General features: G+C 68.2%; 22 protein-coding genes and 1 pseudogene. 12 read left to right on the top strand and 11 right to left on the bottom strand.

Translation table 11 applies throughout. The features are described from left to right. The first annotated feature begins 1 nt into the window (after position 1). The 3 genes from nuoL to nuoN are packed head-to-tail and all read left to right on the top strand — an operon-like array spanning position 2 to position 5,132. Entirely contained in the window at positions 2–1,888 is a 1,887-nt protein-coding gene (gene nuoL / locus ACZ6DL_RS26890; RefSeq protein ID WP_466055213.1) for an NADH-quinone oxidoreductase subunit L, read from the top strand. After that, positions 1,885–3,510: an NADH-quinone oxidoreductase subunit M gene (locus ACZ6DL_RS26885; protein ID WP_466055212.1), complete on the top strand. Its 1,626-nt coding sequence runs from the start codon at positions 1,885–1,887 to the stop codon at positions 3,508–3,510. Before nuoL ends, ACZ6DL_RS26885 begins: the two co-directional genes overlap by 4 nt. After that, complete coding sequence (nuoN, locus tag ACZ6DL_RS26880; RefSeq protein ID WP_466055210.1) at positions 3,507–5,132, top strand: NADH-quinone oxidoreductase subunit NuoN; 1,626 nt, start codon at positions 3,507–3,509, stop codon at positions 5,130–5,132. The genes ACZ6DL_RS26885 and nuoN overlap by 4 nt, the downstream gene beginning before the upstream one ends. 70 nt (positions 5,133–5,202) lie before the next feature. Here the strand turns inward: nuoN and ACZ6DL_RS26875 are convergent, their stop codons facing one another. The 3 genes from ACZ6DL_RS26875 to ACZ6DL_RS26865 are packed head-to-tail and all read right to left on the bottom strand — an operon-like array spanning position 5,203 to position 6,868. Further along, positions 5,203–6,030, bottom strand: coding sequence for a helix-turn-helix domain-containing protein (locus ACZ6DL_RS26875; RefSeq protein ID WP_245659807.1), 828 nt, complete (start codon positions 6,028–6,030; stop codon positions 5,203–5,205). Between the two features lie 5 nt (positions 6,031–6,035). Next, entirely contained in the window at positions 6,036–6,584 is a 549-nt protein-coding gene (locus ACZ6DL_RS26870) for a DUF6879 family protein (protein WP_466055208.1), read from the bottom strand. Beyond that, positions 6,584–6,868, bottom strand: coding sequence for a hypothetical protein (locus tag ACZ6DL_RS26865; RefSeq protein ID WP_040866739.1), 285 nt, complete (start codon positions 6,866–6,868; stop codon positions 6,584–6,586). The genes ACZ6DL_RS26870 and ACZ6DL_RS26865 overlap by 1 nt, the downstream gene beginning before the upstream one ends. A gap of 202 nt (positions 6,869–7,070) precedes the next feature. Here ACZ6DL_RS26865 and ACZ6DL_RS26860 point away from each other — a divergent pair, with 202 nt between their 5' ends. From ACZ6DL_RS26860 to ACZ6DL_RS26850, 3 genes are all read left to right on the top strand, one after another. Next, positions 7,071–7,313: a GntR family transcriptional regulator gene (locus ACZ6DL_RS26860; RefSeq protein WP_357120211.1), complete on the top strand. Its 243-nt coding sequence runs from the start codon at positions 7,071–7,073 to the stop codon at positions 7,311–7,313. Between the two features lie 92 nt (positions 7,314–7,405). Continuing rightward, positions 7,406–8,059: a hypothetical protein gene (locus tag ACZ6DL_RS26855; protein WP_466055205.1), complete on the top strand. Its 654-nt coding sequence runs from the start codon at positions 7,406–7,408 to the stop codon at positions 8,057–8,059. 4 nt (positions 8,060–8,063) lie between these two features. Beyond that, on the top strand, positions 8,064–8,465 hold the full coding sequence (locus ACZ6DL_RS26850) for a hypothetical protein (RefSeq protein WP_466055204.1): 402 nt from the start codon (positions 8,064–8,066) through the stop codon (positions 8,463–8,465). A gap of 219 nt (positions 8,466–8,684) precedes the next feature. On the opposite strand, the gene ACZ6DL_RS26845 is transcribed toward ACZ6DL_RS26850, so the two are convergent. Continuing rightward, on the bottom strand, positions 8,685–8,975 hold the full coding sequence (locus tag ACZ6DL_RS26845) for a hypothetical protein (protein WP_466055202.1): 291 nt from the start codon (positions 8,973–8,975) through the stop codon (positions 8,685–8,687). A gap of 216 nt (positions 8,976–9,191) precedes the next feature. On the opposite strand from ACZ6DL_RS26845, the gene ACZ6DL_RS26840 reads away from it, so the two are divergent. Further along, the gene (locus ACZ6DL_RS26840; protein WP_466055200.1) at positions 9,192–9,941 is read left to right on the top strand and encodes a response regulator transcription factor; all 750 of its coding nucleotides are present in this window, start codon (positions 9,192–9,194) and stop codon (positions 9,939–9,941) included. Further along, positions 9,919–11,457, top strand: coding sequence for a sensor histidine kinase (locus ACZ6DL_RS26835; protein ID WP_466055198.1), 1,539 nt, complete (start codon positions 9,919–9,921; stop codon positions 11,455–11,457). Before ACZ6DL_RS26840 ends, ACZ6DL_RS26835 begins: the two co-directional genes overlap by 23 nt. Before the next feature lie 76 nt (positions 11,458–11,533). Here ACZ6DL_RS26835 and ACZ6DL_RS26830 read toward each other — a convergent pair whose 3' ends face one another. Beyond that, entirely contained in the window at positions 11,534–12,175 is a 642-nt protein-coding gene (locus ACZ6DL_RS26830) for a DUF6069 family protein (protein ID WP_466055196.1), read from the bottom strand. Positions 12,176–12,677: 502 nt separating this feature from the next. Between ACZ6DL_RS26830 and ACZ6DL_RS26825 the strand changes: the two genes are divergently transcribed. Then, on the top strand, positions 12,678–13,190 hold the full coding sequence (locus ACZ6DL_RS26825; RefSeq protein WP_466055194.1) for a Dps family protein: 513 nt from the start codon (positions 12,678–12,680) through the stop codon (positions 13,188–13,190). A gap of 44 nt (positions 13,191–13,234) precedes the next feature. On the opposite strand, the pseudogene ACZ6DL_RS26820 reads toward ACZ6DL_RS26825, so the two are convergent. Then, a pseudogene (locus ACZ6DL_RS26820) lies at positions 13,235–13,543 on the bottom strand (SDR family oxidoreductase); the annotation flags it as partial. A gap of 26 nt (positions 13,544–13,569) precedes the next feature. After that, complete coding sequence (locus tag ACZ6DL_RS26815) at positions 13,570–14,229, bottom strand: TetR/AcrR family transcriptional regulator (protein ID WP_466055193.1); 660 nt, start codon at positions 14,227–14,229, stop codon at positions 13,570–13,572. Between the two features lie 391 nt (positions 14,230–14,620). On the opposite strand from ACZ6DL_RS26815, the gene ACZ6DL_RS26810 reads away from it, so the two are divergent. Continuing rightward, the gene (locus tag ACZ6DL_RS26810; RefSeq protein ID WP_466055191.1) at positions 14,621–14,929 is read left to right on the top strand and encodes a hypothetical protein; all 309 of its coding nucleotides are present in this window, start codon (positions 14,621–14,623) and stop codon (positions 14,927–14,929) included. Between the two features lie 560 nt (positions 14,930–15,489). On the opposite strand, the gene ACZ6DL_RS26805 is transcribed toward ACZ6DL_RS26810, so the two are convergent. Then, positions 15,490–16,113: a TetR/AcrR family transcriptional regulator gene (locus tag ACZ6DL_RS26805; RefSeq protein WP_466055189.1), complete on the bottom strand. Its 624-nt coding sequence runs from the start codon at positions 16,111–16,113 to the stop codon at positions 15,490–15,492. Positions 16,114–16,189: 76 nt separating this feature from the next. On the opposite strand from ACZ6DL_RS26805, the gene ACZ6DL_RS26800 reads away from it, so the two are divergent. Continuing rightward, on the top strand, positions 16,190–17,065 hold the full coding sequence (locus ACZ6DL_RS26800; protein ID WP_466055188.1) for a sterol desaturase family protein: 876 nt from the start codon (positions 16,190–16,192) through the stop codon (positions 17,063–17,065). Between the two features lie 47 nt (positions 17,066–17,112). Here the strand turns inward: ACZ6DL_RS26800 and ACZ6DL_RS26795 are convergent, their stop codons facing one another. Next, positions 17,113–17,946, bottom strand: a complete 834-nt coding sequence (locus ACZ6DL_RS26795) for an NAD(P)H-binding protein (RefSeq protein ID WP_466055186.1) — start codon at positions 17,944–17,946, stop codon at positions 17,113–17,115. A gap of 61 nt (positions 17,947–18,007) precedes the next feature. Between ACZ6DL_RS26795 and ACZ6DL_RS26790 the strand changes: the two genes are divergently transcribed. Continuing rightward, positions 18,008–18,988: an AraC family transcriptional regulator gene (locus ACZ6DL_RS26790; RefSeq protein WP_466055184.1), complete on the top strand. Its 981-nt coding sequence runs from the start codon at positions 18,008–18,010 to the stop codon at positions 18,986–18,988. Between the two features lie 233 nt (positions 18,989–19,221). On the opposite strand, the gene ACZ6DL_RS26785 is transcribed toward ACZ6DL_RS26790, so the two are convergent. Beyond that, complete coding sequence (locus ACZ6DL_RS26785; protein WP_466055182.1) at positions 19,222–20,247, bottom strand: MerR family transcriptional regulator; 1,026 nt, start codon at positions 20,245–20,247, stop codon at positions 19,222–19,224. After that, positions 20,241–20,927, bottom strand: coding sequence for a HEAT repeat domain-containing protein (locus ACZ6DL_RS26780; protein ID WP_466055472.1), 687 nt, complete (start codon positions 20,925–20,927; stop codon positions 20,241–20,243). The genes ACZ6DL_RS26785 and ACZ6DL_RS26780 overlap by 7 nt, the downstream gene beginning before the upstream one ends. Positions 20,928–21,094: the final 167 nt, after the last annotated feature.

Genomic DNA, 21,094 nt, shown 5'->3' with positions numbered 1-21,094 from the left:
CGTGGACACCGCAACGCTGTGGCTGCTGCCCGCCCTCCCGCTGGCGGGCGCGATCGTCCTGCTGCTCACCGGACGCTACGCCGACAAGTGGGGTCATCTGCTCGGCACCGTCATGGCGCTGGCCTCGTTCGGGGTCGCGGTGTTCGCGTTCGCCGACATGCTCGGGCGCGACACCGCCGACCGCGCGGTGCGCGAGGACCTGTTCAGCTGGGTCCCGGTGACCGGCCTCCAGGTCGATTTCGCGCTGCAACTGGACCAGCTGTCGATGTGCTTCGCGCTGCTGATCACCGGCGTCGGTTCGCTGATCCACGTGTACTCGATCGGTTACATGAGCCACGATCCGGCACGGCGGCGGTTCTTCGCCTATTTGAACCTGTTCCTCGCGGCCATGCTGCTGCTGGTCCTGGCGAACAACTACCTCGTGCTCTACCTCGGCTGGGAGGGCGTCGGTCTGGCCTCCTACCTGCTCATCGGGTTCTGGCACGAAAAGCCTTCGGCGGCAACGGCCGCCAAGAAGGCGTTCGTCGTCAACCGGGTCGGTGACATGGGCTTGGCGATCGCGATGATGGTGATGTTCGCGACGTTCGGGTCGGTCGACTTCGGCGTCGTGTTCGGCGCCGCGCCCGGTGCGAGCGAGGGCACGCTCACCGCGATCGGCCTGTTGCTGCTGCTGGCCGCGTGCGGCAAGTCCGCCCAGGTGCCGCTGCAGTCCTGGCTCGGCGACGCGATGGAGGGCCCCACCCCGGTGTCGGCGCTCATCCACGCGGCCACCATGGTCACCGCGGGCGTATACCTGATCACGCGCTCCAACGCGATCTTCGATCTCGCACCGAACGCGCGCCTCGGCGTGGTGCTGGTGGGCGCGGTGACCCTGTTGTTCGGCGCTATCATCGGCTGCGCCAAGGACGACATCAAGAAGGCGCTCGCCGCCTCAACGATGAGCCAGATCGGCTACATGGTGCTGGCGGCCGGACTCGGGCCCGCCGGATACGCCTTCGCCATCATGCATCTGCTCACCCACGGATTCTTCAAAGCCGGGCTGTTCCTGGGCGCCGGTTCGGTGATGCACGCGATGAACGACGAAACCGACATGCGCCGCTACGGCGGACTGCGCACTCTGCTGCCGATCACCTATGTCACCTTCGGCCTCGGCTACCTCGCCATCATCGGGGTGCCGCCGTTCGCCGGGTTCTTCTCCAAGGACCGGATCATCGAGGCGGCGTTCAACCAAGGCGGTCCGGGCGGGATCGCGCTGGGACTGGCGGCGCTGCTCGGCGCGGGGCTGACCGCGTTCTACATGACGCGGGTCATGCTGATGACGTTCTTCGGCGAGCGCCGCTGGAAACCGGACACCCACCCGCACGAATCCCCCTCGGTGATGACCGGTCCGATGATCCTGCTCGCCCTCGGCTCGGTCGGAGCCGGTGCGGTGTTCGTCTTCGGCTCCTCGCTGCAGAATTGGCTCGAACCGGTCGTCGGCGCCCACCACGGCACCGAAACCGTTCCGGCGGCGCTGGTCACGATTCTCGCGCTCGGCGTGGTCGCCGTCGGTGTCGCGGTCGCCTACTCGCAGTACGCGCAGCGCGAGGTTCCCGAGACCGCGCCCGAATCCGTCTCCGCACTGACCGTCGCGGCGCGGCGCGATCTGTACGGCGACACGGTCAACGAAGCCGGGTTCATGCGGCCCGGACAGCACCTGACCCGGGCGCTGGTCTTCCTCGACAACCGCGGCATCGACGGCGTCGTCAACGGCACGGCGGCGCTGATCGGCGGGTTGTCCGCGCGGGGCCGGCGAGTGCAGTCCGGATTCGTGCGCTCCTATGCCCTGTCCATGTTCACCGGCGCGGCCCTGGTGGCCGCCGCCCTGCTGGCGGTGAGGTTGTGGTGAACGAGTTTCCCTGGTTGACGACGCTGTGGCTGGCCCCGGTCGTCGGTGCGGCGATCGTGCTCGCGCTGCCCGCCGCGCAGCGCACCCTCGCTCGTGCGGTGGCGCTGGGCTTCTCGGTGCTGGTGCTGGGCATCGGCATCGCCCTCGCCGTGCGCTTCGACACCGCGGGCGCGCAGTACCAGTTCGTCGAATCCCATCGGTGGATCCCGGCATTCGGCGCGGGGTACACCCTCGGTCTGGACGGCATCGCGCTGGTATTGGTGCTGCTGACCGCGGCGCTGGTGCCATTGCTGATCCTGGCCGGCTGGCACGACGATCGCGAAGTCGGCAGCGGTAGACGGGTGGCCCACACCTACGTCGCGCTCACCCTGCTCGTCGAGGCGATGGTGCTGATCTCCTTCGTCGCCCTGGACATCCTGCTGTTCTACGTGTTCTTCGAGGCGATGCTCATCCCGATGTACTTCCTCATCGGCGGGTTCGGGCCGCGCACCGGGGACGCTCTGCTGCGCAGGCAGCGCTCCCGCGCGGCGGTGAAATTCCTGCTCTACAACCTGTTCGGCGGGCTGATCATGCTGGCCGCGGTCATCGGGCTGTACGTGCTCACCGCCCGGGAAGGCCTGGGGGAGGGTTCGTCGGGCACGTTCGACTTCCGCACGGTGGTCGCCGCCGCCAACGCCGGGCAACTCGGCGCCGGACCCGCGGTGCTCAATGCCCTGTTCCTCGGCTTCATGTTCGCCTTCGCGGTCAAGGCACCGCTGTGGCCGCTGCACACCTGGCTGCCCGACGCCGCCGTCGCCGCCACGCCGTCCAGCGCGGTGCTGATGATGGCGGTGGTGGACAAGGTCGGCACGTTCGGTATGTTGCGCTACTGCCTGCTGCTGTTCCCCGGCGCGTCGGACACCTATGCGCCGCTGGTGATCACGCTCGCGGTGATCGGCATCGTGTACGGCGCTCTGCTCGCCATCGGGCAGACCGACGTGATGCGGCTGATCGCCTACACCTCGATTTCCCACTTCGGCTTCATCATCCTGGGTGTCTTCGCCATGACCAGCCAAGGCCAGACCGGCGCCACGCTGTACATGGTCAACCACGGCATCTCCACCGCCGCGCTGTTCCTGGTGGCCGGATTCCTGGTCTCGCGGCGGGGGACCCGGCTCATCGCCGAGTACGGCGGGGTGCAGAAGGTGGCCCCGGTGCTGGCAGGGACGTTCTTCATCGCCGGTCTGGCGACGCTGTCGCTCCCCGGGCTCGCCCCGTTCGTCAGCGAATTCCTGGTGCTGATCGGGACATTCACCCGCTACGGGTTCGCCGCCGTGATCGCCGCCAGTGCGCTGGTACTCGCGGCCCTCTATGTGCTGTGGCTCTACCAGCGGATGATGACCGGACCGGTGAAGGAGGGCAACGAGCGGATCTATGATCTGGCGCCGCGCGAAGTCGTCGTGATGGTCCCGCTGATCGCCGCACTGCTGTTCCTCGGCATCTATCCGAAAGTCCTCACCGACTTCATCAATCCCGCGGTGAGCCAGACCCTCACCACCATCGGCCGCAACGATCCCGCGCCCTCGACGCCCCCACTGCCCGAGGCGGGCTCGGCCCACCATCCCGGAGGTGCCCACAAGTGAACGACCTCGCCTCCGCTACGACACTCGCCGCGAGCGTCACCGCGCCGAGCATCGAATACGGCGCCTTGTCTCCCATGCTCATCGTGTTCGGCGCCGCCGTGCTCGGCGTACTGGCCGAAGCGTTCGTCGCCCGCAACTACCGCTATACCGTTCACCTGGTGCTGAGCGTGGCGGGCCCGGCCGCAGCGCTGATCGCCGTAGTGGCGTTGGCGGGCACCGAATCCACCGCCGTCGCCGGTGCGGTCGCGATCGACGGCGTGACGCTGTTCCTGCAGGGCACGATCCTGGTCGTGTCGATCCTCGCCATCCTGTTCATCGCCGAGCGCGGAGCCGAGCCTCGTCGGCAGGCGCGGTCCGGACCGGGAACCTGGAGCCGGGCCGCCGCCACCCGCGAGCGCGGTGTGGACGCGTTCACACCACAGGCTTCGGCGGTGCCCGGCAGCGCGGCCGAAACAGCGGCGCTGCGCGCGGGTGTGGCGACCACCGAGGTGTTCCCCTTGACGCTGCTCGCCGTCGGCGGGCTGATGCTGTTCCCGGCATCCAACGATCTGCTGACCATGTTCGTCGCGCTCGAAGTGCTGTCGCTGCCGTTGTATCTGCTGTGCGGACTGGCCCGGCGCAAGCGGTTGCTGTCGCAGGAGGCGGCGCTGAAGTACTTCCTGCTCGGCGCGTTCTCCTCGGCGTTCTTCCTCTACGGTGTCGCGCTGTTGTACGGCCAGGCGGGCACGGTGCGGCTCGGCGGCATCGCGGACGCCATCGCCCAGCATCCGGACAACGCGACGCTCGCGGTGCTCGGGGTCGCGATGCTCGCCGTCGGTCTGCTGTTCAAGATCGGCGCGGTGCCGTTCCAGTCCTGGGTGCCGGACGTGTACCAGGGCGCTCCCACCGCGATCACCGGTTTCATGGCGGCGGCCACCAAGATCGCGGCGGTCGGCGCGCTGGTACGGGTGCTGCAGGTCGCGGTGCCCGGCCTGCGCGACGACTGGCGGCCGATCCTCGCGGCCGTCGCGATAGCCACCATGGCCGTCGGCGCGGTCATGGCGATCACGCAGACCGACGTCAAACGAATGCTCGCGTATTCCTCGGTGGCACATGCCGGTTTCCTGCTCACCGGCCCGGTGGCGGCGAACGACCGCGGTGTCGCGGCGGTGCTGTTCTACCTGGCGGCCTACGGCATCGGCACGCTCGGCGCGTTCGCCGTGGTCAGCCTGGTCCGCGAACCGGACGGCGACGAAGCCACCGGCCTGCCCCGGTGGGCGGGGCTCGGCCGCCGCTCCCCGTGGCTGGCCACCGTTTTCGCGCTGTTCCTGCTTTCCTTCGCCGGTTTGCCGCTCACCAGCGGTTTCGTCAGCAAGTTCGCCGTGTTCGAGGCCGCCGCGTCGGGCGGCGCGGCAGCGCTGGTCGTCATCGGCGTGATCTGCAGTGCCATCGCGGCGTTCTTCTATCTGCGAGTCATCGTGCTGATGTTCTTCACCGACCCGCCCGCCGACGCTCCGCTGCTGGTCACCCCGCCGATGACGACGACGATCGTGGCGATCACCGCGGCGGTCACGTTCGCGCTCGGCGTGTTCCCGCAGCCACTGCTCGACCTCGCCGATCAGGCGGCGACATTCGTCCGCTGACGGGCCTCGGCCGCTGCGATGCCGTCGCTGGCGACAGCGGCGGCATCGCCGTTTCCGCGCTTCCGTGCGATCAGGAGCCGCGTCGGCGTTCCAAGGCCTTCGCGATCAAGGCCCGGGCGCGATCGCCGTACTCGGCTTGGTCGGCGAGGATCGCGAAGGTTCTCTCGTGCAGGGCGATCTCCGACGGCCGGGTGATGGTCAGTTCGGCCGAGACCGTCTCGGTGAGCACCTGCGCCCGGTCGTAGATGACGAAGTTCGTCGCCGGGGCGCGGTAGTCGGCGCAGATCGGGATGATGCCCAGCCGGACCCTCGGATTGGCCATCACCGCGAGCAGGTGGGTGAGTTGCTCGGTCATGGTGGCGGCGTCGCCGACCGTGCGCCACAGCGCGGCCTGGTTGACCACGAAGTGGAACCGGTGTTTGGCCCGGAAGAGCACTTGCTTGCGGGCCATGCGCGCGGCCACCGCGTCCTCCAGGTCGTCGCGTCCGCCGGTGACGGCGATGCAGGCGGTCAGGATCGCCCGCGCGTAGCCCTCGGTTTGCAGCAGTCCCGGCAACGTGTCCGGCGCGTACCAGCGGATCTGCGTGGTCTGCGCCTCCAGGTCGATCGACTGCCGTTGCCTGCGCGCGTGTCCGGAGGCGACGGTGCGCTGCCACTCCAGGTACATCGACTGCAGATTGCGCGCGTTGGCAACCAGATCGTCCAGCACCGCTGTATTGCCGCACGCCTCGCACCACGCGGCGAGGTCCGCCTCCGAAGGCGTCTGCTTGCCGCCCTCGATCCGGGAGACCTTGCTCGAATGCCAGCCGCACCTCGCGGCCAGTTCCAAGCCGGTGAGGTGGGCGGCGCGACGTAGTTCACGCAGGCGCGCGCCCAGCACCTCGCGTGCGTCCGACACACCGTTCACTCGCCTACGTGCTCACTCTCGCAATATCGTTGATGGTCGATCCCCTTGGGCCACAGCCGCTCCCGCACCCGTGAGTAGCTGGCGACCAGCGCAGGGTCGGTAGTGATCGACAACCCGGTGAACGCCCCGTCCTCGGCGAAGGTGTTGAAGGCGACCGTGTTCGTGTCGAACAGCCAGTAATCGTCGTAGGGCAGATCGGCGGGATCGACCAGATGTCGCGGCAGCCAGCGCACCGCCTCGCCGGTGGCGATGTTGTCGTCGGTCGCCGACAACAGCCACCGGGTGTAGTCCGTGTGCGGAACCGTCACGACGCGTAGTCGTTCGAGCGCGACCCCGCGACCGGCTGACTCGACCATCAGAGCATCCCAGGCTTTCCACGACTCGGGCTGTTCCTCTCGCTCGTACGCTACTCCGGCATCGAAGCGGCGCAACGCCTCCTGCTCGTCGTCCATCAGGTACTGATCCCGAACCTCCAGATGGAACGCGCGGAACCGAGCCGCCCGGAACAGCGGCTCGTAACAGCGGTCGCCGACGACGTGCAGCATCAGCGCACCACCACGGCGGTTTCGTGACATTCGAGAGTCAGCTGGGCGAGCAACTCGGGATCGGTGACCGGTTCCCCGGCCACCAGCACCGACCCGCAGGTTCCGCTCGCCTCCACCCGTAGCCACATCCCCGGCTCCAGCCAGTCCAGCAGCTGGTGCGGCACCAGGACCGTCCCGGTGCGGTCGGTGGCATCGCCCTGCACCACGAGCACGCCGGTGTCGCTCGCGTACACGGCGGGACAAGCTCCATGATCGGATCCGGATCCGAGAAGTCGCAGGTTCATAGCTGATCCTTTGCGAGAGCTGGCGGACGATGTCGTGCAATCGTCCCTACCGGAGGCTCTGCGGGTCAACGCACTTCGCAAAGTCGCGCAAAGTCGTGGCGGCGGTACCGCTGTGGCTTCTACCGTCGATTCGGCAACTCGGGGCCACGGCGCCGACGGCGATCCCGGGCTGCCTTTCTCCCCCGAGGGAAAGGGCTCCGACATGATGAGACGACCCAGGACTGCCGCCGATTTCGCGGTGCTGGGTGTGCTGGCGCCAGGCGGATTGCTCACCGTCGAGCAACTGGCTCAGCAGGCGCGACTGACGGCATGGTCGGTACGCAGCGCATTGCTGCGGCTGCAGTCGCGCGGTTTGATCATGGACTGCCGCCACCGCGGTCGCTGGACCATCACGCAGCGCGGCCGCGGCGAATGGGCCGCGAAGGGACGCCGATTCACCTTGTGAGCCGAGGCGGGATTGCTTCGCTCGGATCGCCGATAAGGTGCGGGCGGCCGGATCGACGTCGCGTATGACCACTAGACGTTCAGCATTCCGGTATGGGCCGTCGGAGGTGGCTGAGGGCCGCACTGTGTTTGGTCGTGCTGAGCGCCGGTGGATGCATCGGGGCGGTCGATCGCGGCGACTTCGAACAGGATTTGCGGGCGCGGGGCGGCGGACTGGTGAACGGGCTGACGGATTCGGCGATCGCCGCGGTGCGAGAGCGTCTGGGAATCGCTGATTTCCAGGCGAATGTCATCCTGCTGACCGCGCCGAATTCCACCCGGTTCCGCATGGTACTGGCCGCTCAGCCGAACCAGGTGACTCGATTCCTGTCCGCTCGGCCCGATCCGACCGCGCGGCAAGCGGCCGTTCGACTGCGGGTGCGCGAGCCGGACGGTTCCCGCAGGCTCGACGACTACTCGTTCACCCTCGGTGCGCTCAGTGCGCCGCAACCCGTGCGGGTTTCGGCCTTCGACGACATCGACGGTGAGAACTTCGCGATCGGCGAGGTGCCGGGACTCGGGCGGATCGAGGACATCGCCGATACCGCTCTGAGTCGCAGCGAACTCGCCGACGGCCAGGTCACCGTGATCATCGTCAGCCGCTTCGGCCGGGAGATCCGGATCGTCGCGAACGTCACCTCCCCGCGGACGGACACGGTCGCCGAGTTCGACCGCACCGGCGCGTTCCTCCGAATCCGGCAGATGTAAGGCCATGGCGAGACCGCTCACCACCGCCCTGTCGACCGGTGTCGGCGTCGGCATGGTCAGCATCGTGGTACCCGTGGCGATCTGGCCCGGCGAGGCCGAACTCACCGCGCCACTGTTCTGTTCGGACCCCTACCGTGAACCCGTAGTGGTGTCCGACACCTACCACGACTCCGAGGGCACCTCGGTCGACTACACCCTTTACTGCGTCACCGACCGTGGCGCGGTCACCGACGAGGGATTCTTCCTGCCGTTCCTCGTCCTGATGGCGGTACACGTCACGATCATCACCGCCGTGGCCTTCCTTGCCGGATGCTGGAGCCGTCGCGGCACCGCGCCCCCGGCCGATCCGCAGACCACGGCATTCGAACCACCTGTCCACGGATCGCACGAGCCCGACCCCCTCTGAATCGAACCCGGTCGGCCGAGCCCCGCGGTTCGGCAGTGGGGAGCCGTGGCGGCGTAATACCTACCGTCAGCGGCCGAATCGAGCCCGAAAATGATGTCGTCCCGTGGGCCTGGACAGGGACGGAGGGGGCGGTAGACGCAGCGAGGCGGTGGACAGTCGGGGCCACCGCCTCGCTCGATCTGCTCAGTGGTTGTCCGAATATGTCACGGATGCGGCAGATTACTGTCCGGGCCGGCACTGCGGCGGCGGGCCGTCCGGGTGATCGCCGGGCGGCGGACCATCGGGGTGATCGCCCGGAGGTGGGCCGTCCGGACGCTCGCCGGGCGGCGGACCCTGCGGGTGGTCACCGGGAGGCGGGCCCTGCGGGTGATCGCCAGGAGGCTGGCACTGCTGTCCCTGCACCGGTCCCTGAGGAGCATCGGCGCTGGCCACACCGGCCCCGATGCCGAGCGCACCGAGCGCGAGGGCCCCCGTCACGGCGGTCATTGCCAGCTTCGATGTGAAACTCATCTGCGTTCCTCCTGTTGTCGGATCAGGTCCGGAGCCGTCGGCCCCTGCTCGAGGCCGACCCGAGAATCGTTGAGCGTCAGAATTTGTCCTTCGTTGGCGGAAGCTATGTGCCGGCTGTGAACCGCGGCGCGGGCCCGATTCCGCTGAGCCCGTGCTCACAGCGGACACATAGGTACGGCACAGCGAACCCCAAGCGTTCGTGGCCATGGTGGGACGATGTCCGCGACGACCACCGGGAACGGCCCGGCCGAACGAGTTGTCCTGCGCCGCGTCGACGGCAGCCCGATCATCGTCCTGGTGGTCGACGACGAGCCCGTGCTGGCCGAGATGATGTCGATGGCGCTGCGGTACGAGGGGTGGGAGGTCACGACCGCGGGTGACGGCCGGACCGCCATCGCCAAGGCCCGTGAGGCGCGCCCGGACGTGGTAGTGCTCGATGTGATGCTGCCGGACATGACCGGCCTCGAGGTACTCGGCAGACTGCGCGCGCAGCTCCCGTCCCTGCCGGTGCTCCTGCTGACCGCCAAGGATTCGGTGGAGGATCGCATCGCCGGGCTGACCGCCGGTGGCGACGACTACGTCACCAAGCCCTTCAGCATCGAAGAGGTGGTGCTGCGGCTGCGTTCGCTCCTGCGCCGCACCGGCGTGGCCACCGAGGACAGCGACGCGCAGCTGGTGGTCGGTGATCTCGTGCTCGACGAAGACAGCCACGAGGTCACCCGTGCCGGTGAGGTGATCGTCCTGACCTCCACCGAATTCGAATTGCTGCGGTACTTCATGCGTAATCCGAAGCGGGTCTTGAGCAAAGCGCAGATCTTGGATCGGGTGTGGAGTTACGACTTCGGCGGCCGGTCCAACATCGTCGAGCTGTATGTCTCCTATCTGCGCAAGAAGATCGACAGTGGACGCGCACCGATGATCCACACGCTGCGCGGCGCCGGGTATGTCCTCAAGCCCGCGGGCTGAGGCGGCGCGCCGGGTGCTTCGGCCACGGCGCTGGTCGTTGCGGGCCCGCCTGCTGGTCGGTCAGGTGCTGTTGCTGGTGATCGTCGTCGTCGGGATCGGCGCCGCTACCGAATTCGCGCTGCGGCAGTTCCTGGTGCACCAACTGGACACCGAACTGATCGACGTGCAGAAGCGCTCGCTCGGTGATGTCGGCGGCGGTCCGAGTCTCGGGCCACCCCCCAGCGGGCAGCCGCCACCGCCACCACCGCCGCCCCCACCCCCTGGCACCGGTCCGGGACCGGCCTTCCTCGACCGACGGGGCATCCAGCCCGACATGATCGGCGCCATCGTGCACGAAGGAAGCGTCACCAAAGCGGGCCGCATAGGCGCCGACGGCACACAAGGGTCGCTGTCACGGAGCGCGCAACAGCAACTCGCCGCAGTGGCCGCCACCGGCAGACCGGTGGATGTCGCTCTCGGCGGCCAGGGCCGGTATCGAGTGGTCGCGGACCAGACCTGGTCGGGCGACGTCGTCGTCACCGGTTTGCCGTTGACCACCGTAGATGCCACGTTGCTGCGCGTCCTGCTGATCCTGGGAATCGTCACCGCGGTCGTGTCGATCGTCGCCATACTGGTCGGCATCTGGCTCATCCGGCACGCGCTCGCGCCGCTGGACCGGGTCGCGGCGACGGCCGCGCGGGTGGCCGGCCTCGAACTCGGTCGCGGTGAAGTGGTCCTGCCCGTGCGGGTTCCGGCCGCCGACGCCGATCCGCGCACCGAGGTCGGCCAGCTCGGCTCGGCGGTCAACCGGATGCTCGATCACATCACCAGCGCGTTGTCCGCGCGCCACGACAGCGAGACGCGGGTCCGGCAATTCCTCGCCGATGCCAGCCACGAGCTACGCACCCCGCTGGCCGCCATTCGCGGTTATGCCGAACTGGCGCAACGCGAACGCGCGGAGGTGCCCGGCGAGGTGGCCAACGCGATGGCCCGGGTGGAGTCCGAATCCCGGCGGATGACGGGTTTGGTGGAGGACATGCTGCTGCTCGCGCGGTTGGATTCCGGTCGCGGACTCGAACACGAGCCGGTGGATCTGACCCAGCTCACGGTGGACGCGGTGAGCGACGCGCACATCGCGGGGCCCGAGCATCGCTGGGATCTGGAGCTACCCGACGAGCCGGTGGTGACCGCGGGTGACGCTGCCCGGCTGCATCAGGTGCTGGCGAATCTGCTGACCAACGCCCGGGTCCATACCGGCCCCGGCACAACGGTGCTCACCTCGCTGAACTTCCACGGCGACGGAGGAGCCGTGTTACAGGTGACCGACGACGGTCCGGGCATACCGGAAGCTCTGCAGCCCACGGTCTTTCACCGTTTCGCGCGCGGCGACTCCTCGCGCTCGCGGCGGGCGGGCAGCACCGGCCTCGGTCTGGCGATCGTCGCGGCCGTCGTCAAGGCGCACGGCGGTGACATCTCGGTGGCCAGCGAACCCGGCCACACCCAATTCACCGTGCGCCTGCCCGGCGCCGCGAACTGATCGGCCCGTCAACCGCATCGATGCCTGTTGGGAACAGCGGAGCGTCGTGGTCGTGCCTACGCTGCCGGTTCGTTCGTCACGGGTACACGATGCTCTTCGCGCCCACCATGCGCACCAGGCTGAAAATGGGCAGCCCGATCACCAAATGCTCGATCCCCGTCGAGATACCCACCCACAGGTCACTGGACAGGGCCAGTGGAATGATCACCGCCGCGGCGGTGAGGATTCCCACGATCCAGCTGAAGAACAGTTCCGGTGACGGAGTGCCCAGGCGAAGCAGATACCAGAGCACACCGCCCAGCAGCGCACAGATGAAGGCCACCACCGCGAACCAGTACGCGTCCTGGGCCATCGGGTTCCACACCCCGAAATTGCCGCTCTCGCTCACCCTGGTTGCGATGATTTCGATGATCCAGGCGCACAGCCAGGCCGCCAGCGCGGTCACCACCGCCGCCGCGATCACACCGCCGGTGAACATGCCGATGTTGACCTCCGGCCCCTGCGGCGGCCGGGACCGCTGCTGCTCCGGATGATCGGACTGCTGATACGCGCTGTAGTCGGACTCCCGGCCGTAGCCGGCCCCCTGGCCATACCCGGGATCCCGGCCCTGCCCAGGGCTTTGGCTGTACCCGTGATCTTGGCCGTACCCGGGATCACGGTAATTTCCCGGCTGATAACCGGCTTCGTAACGTGCGGTGTGCTGGTCGCGCGGATCCATGGGATTCAACCGCCGATCACCTCCGTCGAAAGCGTGTGTGTGCGTCGAGTGTAGGGCCGGACCGGACACGCCGCTGCCCCCTACCCAACTCCGCTCGGCCCGTGAGCCGCCCGTGGAAGTCAGCCGGGCTCGGACTAAACCCACCGTCTCTCAACGGGCTTACACCTGCTCGAGTCCCGCGCGCCAGGGCCGGCCGTTGCCGCTGATCGCTGGATGGCGGTTGACCAGCGAAAAACGCTACGAACCGGGAGACCTGCACGACCATCGGGGTGGCCGCCGCAGCCGTCACGGGGCCGAAGTCCCAGCCGATCCCGCTCACCTCGGCCGGCGGATGGATCGGCGGCCTCGCGGACTCGCTCACGCCGTTACCTCCGGCAGATGATCGCGAGCGGGCGGTGGTCGCCGATCCGTAGCGCAGTGACCCACCCAACAGTGCATTCTGGAATGATTCCAATAAAGCGGCGGTTGGTCCTGCTGAAGGATTCCGAAAGGAGTACAACCCATGACTGCCGCACCTCGGACCGAGCAGCGGACCAATCGCCGCCTCGCCGACGATGTCCGGAATTTCACCGCTTCCCCCCGGCTGGCCGCAGGCCTACAGCGCGTGCTCGTCGATCTCATCGAACTGCATCTGCAAGGCAAGCAGGCGCACTGGAACGTGGTCGGGACCAACTTCCGCGACCTGCACCTCCAGCTCGACGAACTCGTCGACGCGGCCCGCGAGAGCAGCGATACCATCGCCGAGCGGATGCGAGCCCTCGACGCCGTCCCCGACGGGCGTTCCGACACCGTCGCCGCGACGACGAGCCTGCCGCCCTTTCCCGCCCAAGAGGTGAACACCACCGACGTCGTCGATTTGATCACGACGCGGACCTACGCGTCGATCGACACCATCCGCGACGTGCACGACGCCGTGGACGCCGAGGACCCCAGCACCAGCGATCTGCTGCATCAGGTCATCGCCTCGCTGGAGAAGCTGGCGTGGATGATCAAGTCGGAGAACCGCGGCATCTGACCGCCCGCCCCGCCGCGCGCGCTGCTCGCTCGCGGCGGGGGTCCTCAGAAGTGCGCGGCACCGCCGTCGATGGACAGCGGCACCGCGGTGATGTACTTCGATTCGTCGCAGACCAGGAAGAGCACCGTGTCGGCGATCTCCTCCGCGGTCGCGGCCCAGCGCGGCAGGAACGGGGTGCCCATCCCGTTGAGCAGCGGGTTGGTCTCCCCCGCCGCGGCGAGCGCGGACTGCATGTCACCGGAACCCATGGGCGTGTTCACCCCGCCGGGATGGATGCTGTTGACCCGGATCTCGTACTTGCCGAGTTCGGCGGCGAAAGCTCGCGCCATCCCGGTCACCGCGACCTTGCCTGCTACACGTCCTGCCATGACGGATCCTCTCAGATGCGAAGAAACGACGGGTCCGGGGCGAACCCGCCGGAGACGGTGACCGGCGCGGCGAGCATCCCGGCCGCCGCGTCGGTGAGGAAACAGCCCAATGCCGCCCAGTCGGGCTCCCGCTCCCCCGCCGCGACCTCCGCTTCGTAGGCGGCACAGACCTCGAACACCATCCGGGTGAGAATCCAGCCGCGCCCGTCCAGCACTCGCTGGTCGATGGACCGCAACCGTTCCCGGGTCGCCGCCATGATCGTGTCGGTGGCCGCGCGCCCGCCGATCGGCCGCTCCAGCAGCGCCGCCGTCGACGGTGTGGCGCGCACCTGGTTGACGAACCGCGCCCGCCACGACGGCGCGGGCCGGTCGGCCAGGCCGCGGACGGCCGGGACGATCAGGCAGCGCAGTAATTCCACCAGGGTGGGCTCCGGTCCGAGCGCCGCCAGCATGCCGGCCCGCATCGGCTCGGACTGCTCGGGGTAGCGGTCCAGCATGGCGCCGATCAGTCCGTCCCGAGCGCCGAAGTGGTAGGCGACCGCGGAGTGGTTGGCATTGCCCGCGTGCTCGGCGATCCGCCGGCTGGAGACCTGGTCGATGCCGTAGCGGCCGTACAGTTCCTCGGCCGCGTCCATCAGAGCCCGCCGGGCCGCGTCGCTGTGCCGTGCCATCTGTCTCCGCTCTTCGTCACCGCGAGATCAAGTCAGGTGGCGTAATTTGCCGAGGGCCAGCGACACGACCGGCGCCCGGAGACCGCACCGACTCGACGGGTGACCAACCCTTCGAGAACGACTCGGCACTATGTGACTGAATATTCACGCAATGCAGGAGGCGTCGACACGTCGGCGATTCGATGGCGCTGTAGGTTCTTCCCCTCCTGGCGCGTGACAGCTTCGGCATGCGGTGGACTCGACATAGCCGCTGCTTAGAGCAAGTCTTCTACTCGCCTCCGCGAGCTGCGCCCCACACCTCCGGAACCGATGGCTTTGCGATTTCGCATACGGGACGGCACGCAAGCACGTTAGTATGTGAATACGTATTCACAACCAGAGGAGCGCGATGATGCGTACCCCCCTTCGGCTCGCCGCCGCCTCGGCCGCAGCGGCGACTCTCGTCGTCACCGCGGCCGGTGCGACGGCCGAACCGATCAGCTCCGCCTCGGTGACCACCGTCGCGGCCGGAACCGGCTCGTCGGCGGCGGACTCCGGATCGGCGGCGGCGCGCACGGGCTTGTACTACCTCGAGCGCGGCGACATCATCGGAATTCTCGTGCTGATGGTCGCCGCCCCTTTGCAGATATTGACCAGTGGAATCTGCGACCTGGCCACGATGTCCGCGCTTCCGAGTCCGTGCGTCGCAGGGCCCCAGTGAACCGCACCCGGCTCCCGTTCAGAAGCGCGGCCGAGCGCATGAACAGGGTTCACGGGCAGAGATTCTGACGCACGAGGTCTCGGCGGTGGGTGATCGACCGGCTCCGACCCCGGAGGCCTCGGACCAGCCCGGCGGCGCAAGCGATATTGATCGGCCGCCGGGCACTCCGAGATCGCCGCTGGCCGGCTTCCCTCGGTTTGTCCCGCGTATCAAGGGGTAGGCGATGGTCGCGATAGCGACGATCCAACCCCTCAGGAGAACCACCCATGAATCAACCCCGCGACACCGCCGACGAGGCAGACTCGCACGAAACCCCGGATGCCCGAGAAAAGAGCATTCTCGAGGGCCGATCCGAGGCGTCCGGCAACCTGGCGGGCCCAGGTCCCAACAGCGACCGAGATGAAGACCCCGACACGTAATCCGCGACCGGAACACGATGCGGTCACCGGGAATTCGCGCCGCAGGCCGAGGTGACCACGAGCTGAAGCTGTAGTCAGCCCGGTTGTCGATTCGCGGGTCACACTGTCGTCCTCAGATCGATGCGACAGACCCACCTGCGGTCACCCGCGGCTGGAGCCGATAGAGAACACCGTGTCGATGAGCCGGCCGAACCGGCGGGTGAGCCCCTCGGCCGACTCCTCCGGATGCTCCCGAGCCCAAGCCATGATCGCGTCAACCGCGGCTGTCCAGATCCGGGCGAGCGCGTCGATGTCCTTCTCGTCGGTGTCGCCGAGTTCGTGCAGGAATCGGCGTACTCCCGAGGCCGCGTGGTTCGCGATCCGTTCCCGGTAGGCATGGGCCAATTCCCCCGCGCCACCGGCATCGGGAGCGGTGGGGTCGTGGATGATGCGCCAAGCGGTGCGGTCCGGGCCGAGAGTGTCGAAGATGCCGCGCAGCGCGTTCGCCGGTACGGCGAAAAACTCCGCCTCGCCGCCCATTTCGAGATCCAGGCGTTCGAGCAGCGGCTCCCCCACGATGGTCAGGCATTCGGCGTACAGCTGCTCCTTCGAGACGAAGTGCTGATACACCAGCGCTTTGGAGATACCCGCGCGCGCCGCGATGGAGACCATCGACACTCCCGCGAATCCGTGCTCGGCGAACTCCCGCAAGGCGGCCGCCAGAATCTCTTGGCGTCGATCGTCGGAGGGCATGCCCTTGGTTCCCAGACCCGCGGCCGTTGACATGGCCTGGAACTTACCTTACGGTCACTTCAACGGAAGTGACCGTAAGGTCATATAAGGGTGTCGGAGGAACCAGGCCATGTCCCTGTGGCAACAGATCAATCAACCGGTGACCTACGCCATCCCCTTCTTCGTCCTGGCCATGGCGCTCGAGATCGCCGCCCTGCGCGGGCACGACGACCTGGCCGGTTATGCGAAGGTCGATGCCCGCACCAGCCTCATCATGGGGGCGGTATCCGTATTCATCAGTGGCGCGGCGAAATTCGCCGCACTGATCGCCTACGCGGCGCTGTATGTGCGCGCACCGTGGCAGCTCGATCCGCGCAATCCGCTCGCATGGGTCGCGGTCATGGTCGGCGTGGACCTGCTCTGGTATCTCTATCACCGGGTCTCACACCGCGTACGGCTGGTCTGGGCCGCGCATCAGGTGCACCACAACAGCCGGTACTTCAACTACGCGACAGCGCTGCGGCAGAAGTGGAATCCGTGGTTCGAACTGCTCTTCTGGACGCCGCTGCCCCTGCTGGGCGTACCGCCGTGGATGGTGTTCACGGCCTGGTCGTTCAACCTCGTCTACCAATTCTGGGTGCACACCGAGACCATCGGGACACTGCCGCGGTGGTTCGAGTTCGTGTTCAACACCCCCTCCCATCACCGCGTGCACCACGCCAGCGATCCGGAATACCTCGACAAGAACTACGGCGGAATCCTCATCCTCTGGGACCGCGTGTTCGGCAGCTTCCGCGCCGAAACGTTCCGTCCGACCTACGGACTCACCAAGAACATCGAAAGCACCGATATCCTCACACTCCAGTACTACCAATTCGGTGCGCTGTGGCGTGACCTCCGCTCCACGCGGCGCGTACGCGACTGGCTCGGCTACACCTTCGGACCTCCTGGCTGGGAGCCCGATGCGGGGGCGACACAGATCGCCACCCGGGCCGGCCTGGATTGAATTCCGCGACCGACCCCGGGGTCACCGTCGGTCGATCCCGGGCGTGATCACCTCCATGTGGCGGCGTTCTCGCGGGCATAGGACTTCAGATCCCGTGCAGGGTGGCCGGTGATCCGTTCGACCGTATCGGTCACCACGGCATTGCCGCCGTCGCGGATCAACCGGAACAGGGCCAGCTGCCAGATGATCGAGCGTTCGTCCAGACCGGCTTCGCGCAGGCCGTCGGCGAACCGGTCGGCGGTGATGGCCCGGTAGCGCAGTTCCCGGCCCGCGGCTTCACCCAAGGTCTCGGTGACCTGCCGGAGGGTCAGGACCTCTGGGCCGGTGAGGATGTGAACCTCTCCCGAGTGTCCCTCCTCGATGAGCGCGGCGGCCACTTCCGCGATGTCACGGGTGTCGATGAAGCCAACGACGGCATCGGCGGCCGGAAGCGCGAGTTCGCCGTTCTCGCGCAGGGACACCGCGAAGCCCTCGCCGAAGTTCTGCTGGAACCAGTTCGGCCGCAGAATGATCCACTCCTTGCCCGAAGCGCGCACGTCCGCCTCCCAAGCGGCCATCGGAACAGCGTCGGGCAACTCGTCGACGCCCAGCACCGACAGCAGCACTACTTTGCGCACGTGCGCGGCGGCGGCCAGCAGCTCGCCGACGAGGCCGGGTTCACCGGGCACGGCGTACGGGCCGACGACGTACACGACGTCGATGCCGTGCAGCGCGGGAGCCCAGGTGGAACGGTCGGCCCAGTCGAAACGCACGGGTTCGACCCCGGTGGTGGCCGCGGCGGGAGTGCGGCTTGCCGCGCGCACGTGGACGCCGCGGGCTACCAGCGCGTCCACCACGGGCCTACCGGTCTTGCCGGTCGCGCCGAGCACCAGAACAGTCATCGTATTTCTCCTCGGATCGGTTGTACCGGAAGAAATCTACGGATCATCGCCCGGATGATGAATGCCTGAAAATCCGGAATACATGTCCTATAGTCCTGAACCTGTGGACGTTCTCTCCGACGCGCTTGCCGCGATGCGAACGGGCCGAACCCGCGCGGCCCGCACCGATGTACGAGCGCCGTGGGGCCTGCGCTTTTCGGCCGTCACCGGCACGACCTTCCACGTCGTGCTCAGCGGCACGTGCTGGCTGCTGGCCGACGGCACCCAGCCCCTAGCGCTGAGCCCGGGCGATGTGGTTTTCCTCCGCACAGGGAGCACACACGCTCTCGCGGACAGTCCGCATACGCCGCTGATCGACTTCGCTCCCGAGCGCTCGGAACCGGATTCGCCGATCGGTCATGTCCGCGTGGACGGCACGGGAGCGCAGTCGATCCTGCTCTGTGGCGCCTACCAGCTCGATCGAACGCGGCCGCATCCGCTGATGCGGGAATTGCCCGTGTTCCTGCACCTACCCGCCGGGAACGCGGAGCTCGGTCATCTCGTCGGCCTGCTGGCGACCGAATTCGACCAGGATCGGCCCGGCCGGGATGGCATCGTTCCCCCGCTGGTCGACGCGATGCTGCTCTACATCCTGCGCACCTGGGCAGACCAGCGCACCGATGCGCCGGGATGGGCGCGGGCGCTCGCCGACCGGGCGGTCGGCCAGGCGCTGCGCGATATGCACACCCACCCGGCCGCCCCCTGGACGGTGGAACAACTGGCGGCGCGAAACGGATTGTCCCGGTCGGTGTTCGCCCAGCGGTTCACCGCACTGGTTGGCGAACCTCCGGTGTCGTATCTGACCTGGTGGCGGATGACCAGCGCAGGCCGCATGCTCCGCGAATCCGACGCCCCGCTCAGGAATGTGGCCGCGCAGGTCGGCTACAGCTCCGAATTCGCCTTCGCCAAGGCGTTCAAGCGCGCTTACGGCGTGGCGCCGGGGACATACCGCCGCTCGGCGATGAACGATATACCGAGCGTTCCGACCCGGACTCTGGCCTGACGTCAGGATTCCTCGGCGCGGTAGCGGGTGTCGAACCAGACCTCGCCGGTGCGGATCCGCGCGGGCGCCTCGGTGGTCGGCGGTGGCTGTAGGATGCCCAGTCGACCCCCATGCACGCTCTTGCGGAAGTCTCTGGCGAGAGGTCTACCCCCGGGCAGCCACACCGACGTGCCGTCCGTGGGTCTGCGCCACGGTGCTGTGGCGGCGGGCAACAGCGAGCGGTCGGCAATCGGCTACGCCTCGGGTCCGGGCGTGGCCCGCTTCTCGAGCACTCCGGCGAGGGCCGAGGCGATCATGGCGACCGCCCGATCGTCGTCCTGGGCCGTTCGTCGCAGGATGCCCAGCGCGATGGTCCCCGGCATCTCGGCGAGTGCCTGAGTCAGGCGTATCCGCACAGCGGAGTCCGCGGTGGGTGCGGCGAGTTCATCGGCCAGCGCGCTCATGATCCGGTCCGCGCACTCCGGATCCAGTGCCAGTGCGCCGAGCACCTCGGCCGCCTCGACGTCGTTCGCACCCTCGACCACCATGCCGACCAGCGCGGGCACGGCTGTGGTCACGCCACGTGTACCCAATGCCAGAGCCGCGTGCCCGCGCACTGTCGCGTCGGTGTCCCCGAGGGCGTCCGCGAGCAGCGAGGTCGCCTCATCGCCGGGCATCTCGGCGATCGCCTGCACCGCGCGCCGCCGGATGTCGACATTCTCGGAGTACACGCCGGATGCCACGCTCGCCACACCGTCACCGCCCGCCCGCGCCAGGGCCCACCGGAGGGCACCGGCGACGTTCGGATCGGATTCGGCGAGCACCGCCTCAGCCAGTAACTCGAGGGGAACCGGCACGTCCTCGGGCGGAGCCAGGACGGTTTGCTGGCGGCGCGCAGCGCTGGGCGAGTGCAGCCCGTGCAGGAGTTCGACGATGCGCAGGACGCCCTGCCAGCCGGTGGGCGCCGAGGCATCGACGGCACGCAGTCGCTCGAGCAGCTCCTGCTCGCGCCGCAATCGCTCCTCGGTCCGTCGGATGAGGTCACCGACCAGCGCGGACGGGGTGAAGGCGGGATCCTCCAGGGCGGATCCGATCTGCCGCAGCGACAATCCCAGGGACCGCAGACTTTCCACGTGGAAGATCCGGCGGATGTCCTCGGCGGAGTACTCGCGGTAGCCCCCCACGGTGCGGCCGGTCGGCCGCACCAGCCCGAGGGAGTCGTAGTGCCGGAGCATCCGGGTACTCACTCCGGAACGGCGCGCCACCTCGCCGATCAGCACGCTGTTCCCTCGACCCGTTCCGGGCCGAGCGCGACGATCCGTTTCGCCTCGTCGACGGCCGGGTCGAAACCGGCATCCGGGTCGTGCAGGAGCTGCTGGGTGGCGCGGGCATGTGCACACACCGCCGGGTCCGCACTCGCCCGTGCGGTCCGCAGGGCGGGCTCGATCACGTCTCCGAGCGCGACGAGTGCCCGGCTGAGGCTCCGTTGCACATTCCGGTCACCGCGACCGAGTTGTGCGGCCAGTTCCGCGACCAGACCTTCCTCCTCCCCCGCGGGGACGAGGACGACGGCCGCACGCCACGCACTTCGCGCGACCTCGTCGTCGGCGTCGTGCAGCAACGACCGGGTGATCGCGGGCCACGAATCCCGGTCGCCGATCTTCGACAGCGTATGCAACGCCTGGCTCCGGGCCTGGGAGCGTTCGGACCGCAGCTCCGCACGGAGTCTGGGCACCGTGATCTCCGATGGGAAGCGCGTCAACGCCCAGGTGAGCATGTCGCGCACGAAGAAGTCGGGCTCGATCGCGCACCGTGCCACGAGCGCGTCGACGAAGCCGTTGTCGGGGTGCGTGCCGACCGCCAGCGCCGCCTGGAGCCGCGTCGACGAGTCTCCGGCGGACAATGCCTCGAGCAGCCGCGTGTCGGGTGAATTCCTGTGTGCCGAGTTGATGGGGACCACCTCCTGCACCCAGTGAAGACCATGTCACAGTGTCAAGGTCAAGCGCGGGACGCGCGGGGTGATCAGCAGCTCGGCGGGAACCGGTCGAGCCGGCGCGAACCCCGGCCGCGGGAGGGGCACTGCGCCTCCGCCAGGGGTCGAGGCCGCGCCGCTCGGCAACGCGCTTG

The sequence above is a fragment of the Nocardia sp. NPDC041819 genome, from assembly GCF_055590505.1.
Note: the sequence above shows the minus strand (reverse complement) of the source record. Positions and strands in the feature narration are given on the sequence as shown.

Coding starts and splice junctions, on each gene's coding strand:
- ACZ6DL_RS26870 (WP_466055208.1), bottom strand. CDS start 6,584: ATGCTGCACGTCGTCGGCGACCGCTGTTACGAGCCGCTGTTCCGGGCG.
- ACZ6DL_RS26865 (WP_040866739.1), bottom strand. CDS start 6,868: ATGAACCTGCGACTTCTCGGATCCGGATCCGATCATGGAGCTTGTCCC.
- ACZ6DL_RS26860 (WP_357120211.1), top strand. CDS start 7,071: ATGATGAGACGACCCAGGACTGCCGCCGATTTCGCGGTGCTGGGTGTG.
- ACZ6DL_RS26855 (WP_466055205.1), top strand. CDS start 7,406: ATGGGCCGTCGGAGGTGGCTGAGGGCCGCACTGTGTTTGGTCGTGCTG.
- ACZ6DL_RS26850 (WP_466055204.1), top strand. CDS start 8,064: ATGGCGAGACCGCTCACCACCGCCCTGTCGACCGGTGTCGGCGTCGGC.
- ACZ6DL_RS26845 (WP_466055202.1), bottom strand. CDS start 8,975: ATGAGTTTCACATCGAAGCTGGCAATGACCGCCGTGACGGGGGCCCTC.
- ACZ6DL_RS26840 (WP_466055200.1), top strand. CDS start 9,192: ATGTCCGCGACGACCACCGGGAACGGCCCGGCCGAACGAGTTGTCCTG.
- ACZ6DL_RS26835 (WP_466055198.1), top strand. CDS start 9,919: ATGTCCTCAAGCCCGCGGGCTGAGGCGGCGCGCCGGGTGCTTCGGCCA.
- ACZ6DL_RS26830 (WP_466055196.1), bottom strand. CDS start 12,175: ATGGATCCGCGCGACCAGCACACCGCACGTTACGAAGCCGGTTATCAG.
- ACZ6DL_RS26825 (WP_466055194.1), top strand. CDS start 12,678: ATGACTGCCGCACCTCGGACCGAGCAGCGGACCAATCGCCGCCTCGCC.
- ACZ6DL_RS26815 (WP_466055193.1), bottom strand. CDS start 14,229: ATGGCACGGCACAGCGACGCGGCCCGGCGGGCTCTGATGGACGCGGCC.
- ACZ6DL_RS26810 (WP_466055191.1), top strand. CDS start 14,621: ATGCGTACCCCCCTTCGGCTCGCCGCCGCCTCGGCCGCAGCGGCGACT.
- ACZ6DL_RS26805 (WP_466055189.1), bottom strand. CDS start 16,113: ATGTCAACGGCCGCGGGTCTGGGAACCAAGGGCATGCCCTCCGACGAT.
- ACZ6DL_RS26800 (WP_466055188.1), top strand. CDS start 16,190: ATGTCCCTGTGGCAACAGATCAATCAACCGGTGACCTACGCCATCCCC.
- ACZ6DL_RS26795 (WP_466055186.1), bottom strand. CDS start 17,946: ATGACTGTTCTGGTGCTCGGCGCGACCGGCAAGACCGGTAGGCCCGTG.
- ACZ6DL_RS26790 (WP_466055184.1), top strand. CDS start 18,008: ATGCCTGAAAATCCGGAATACATGTCCTATAGTCCTGAACCTGTGGAC.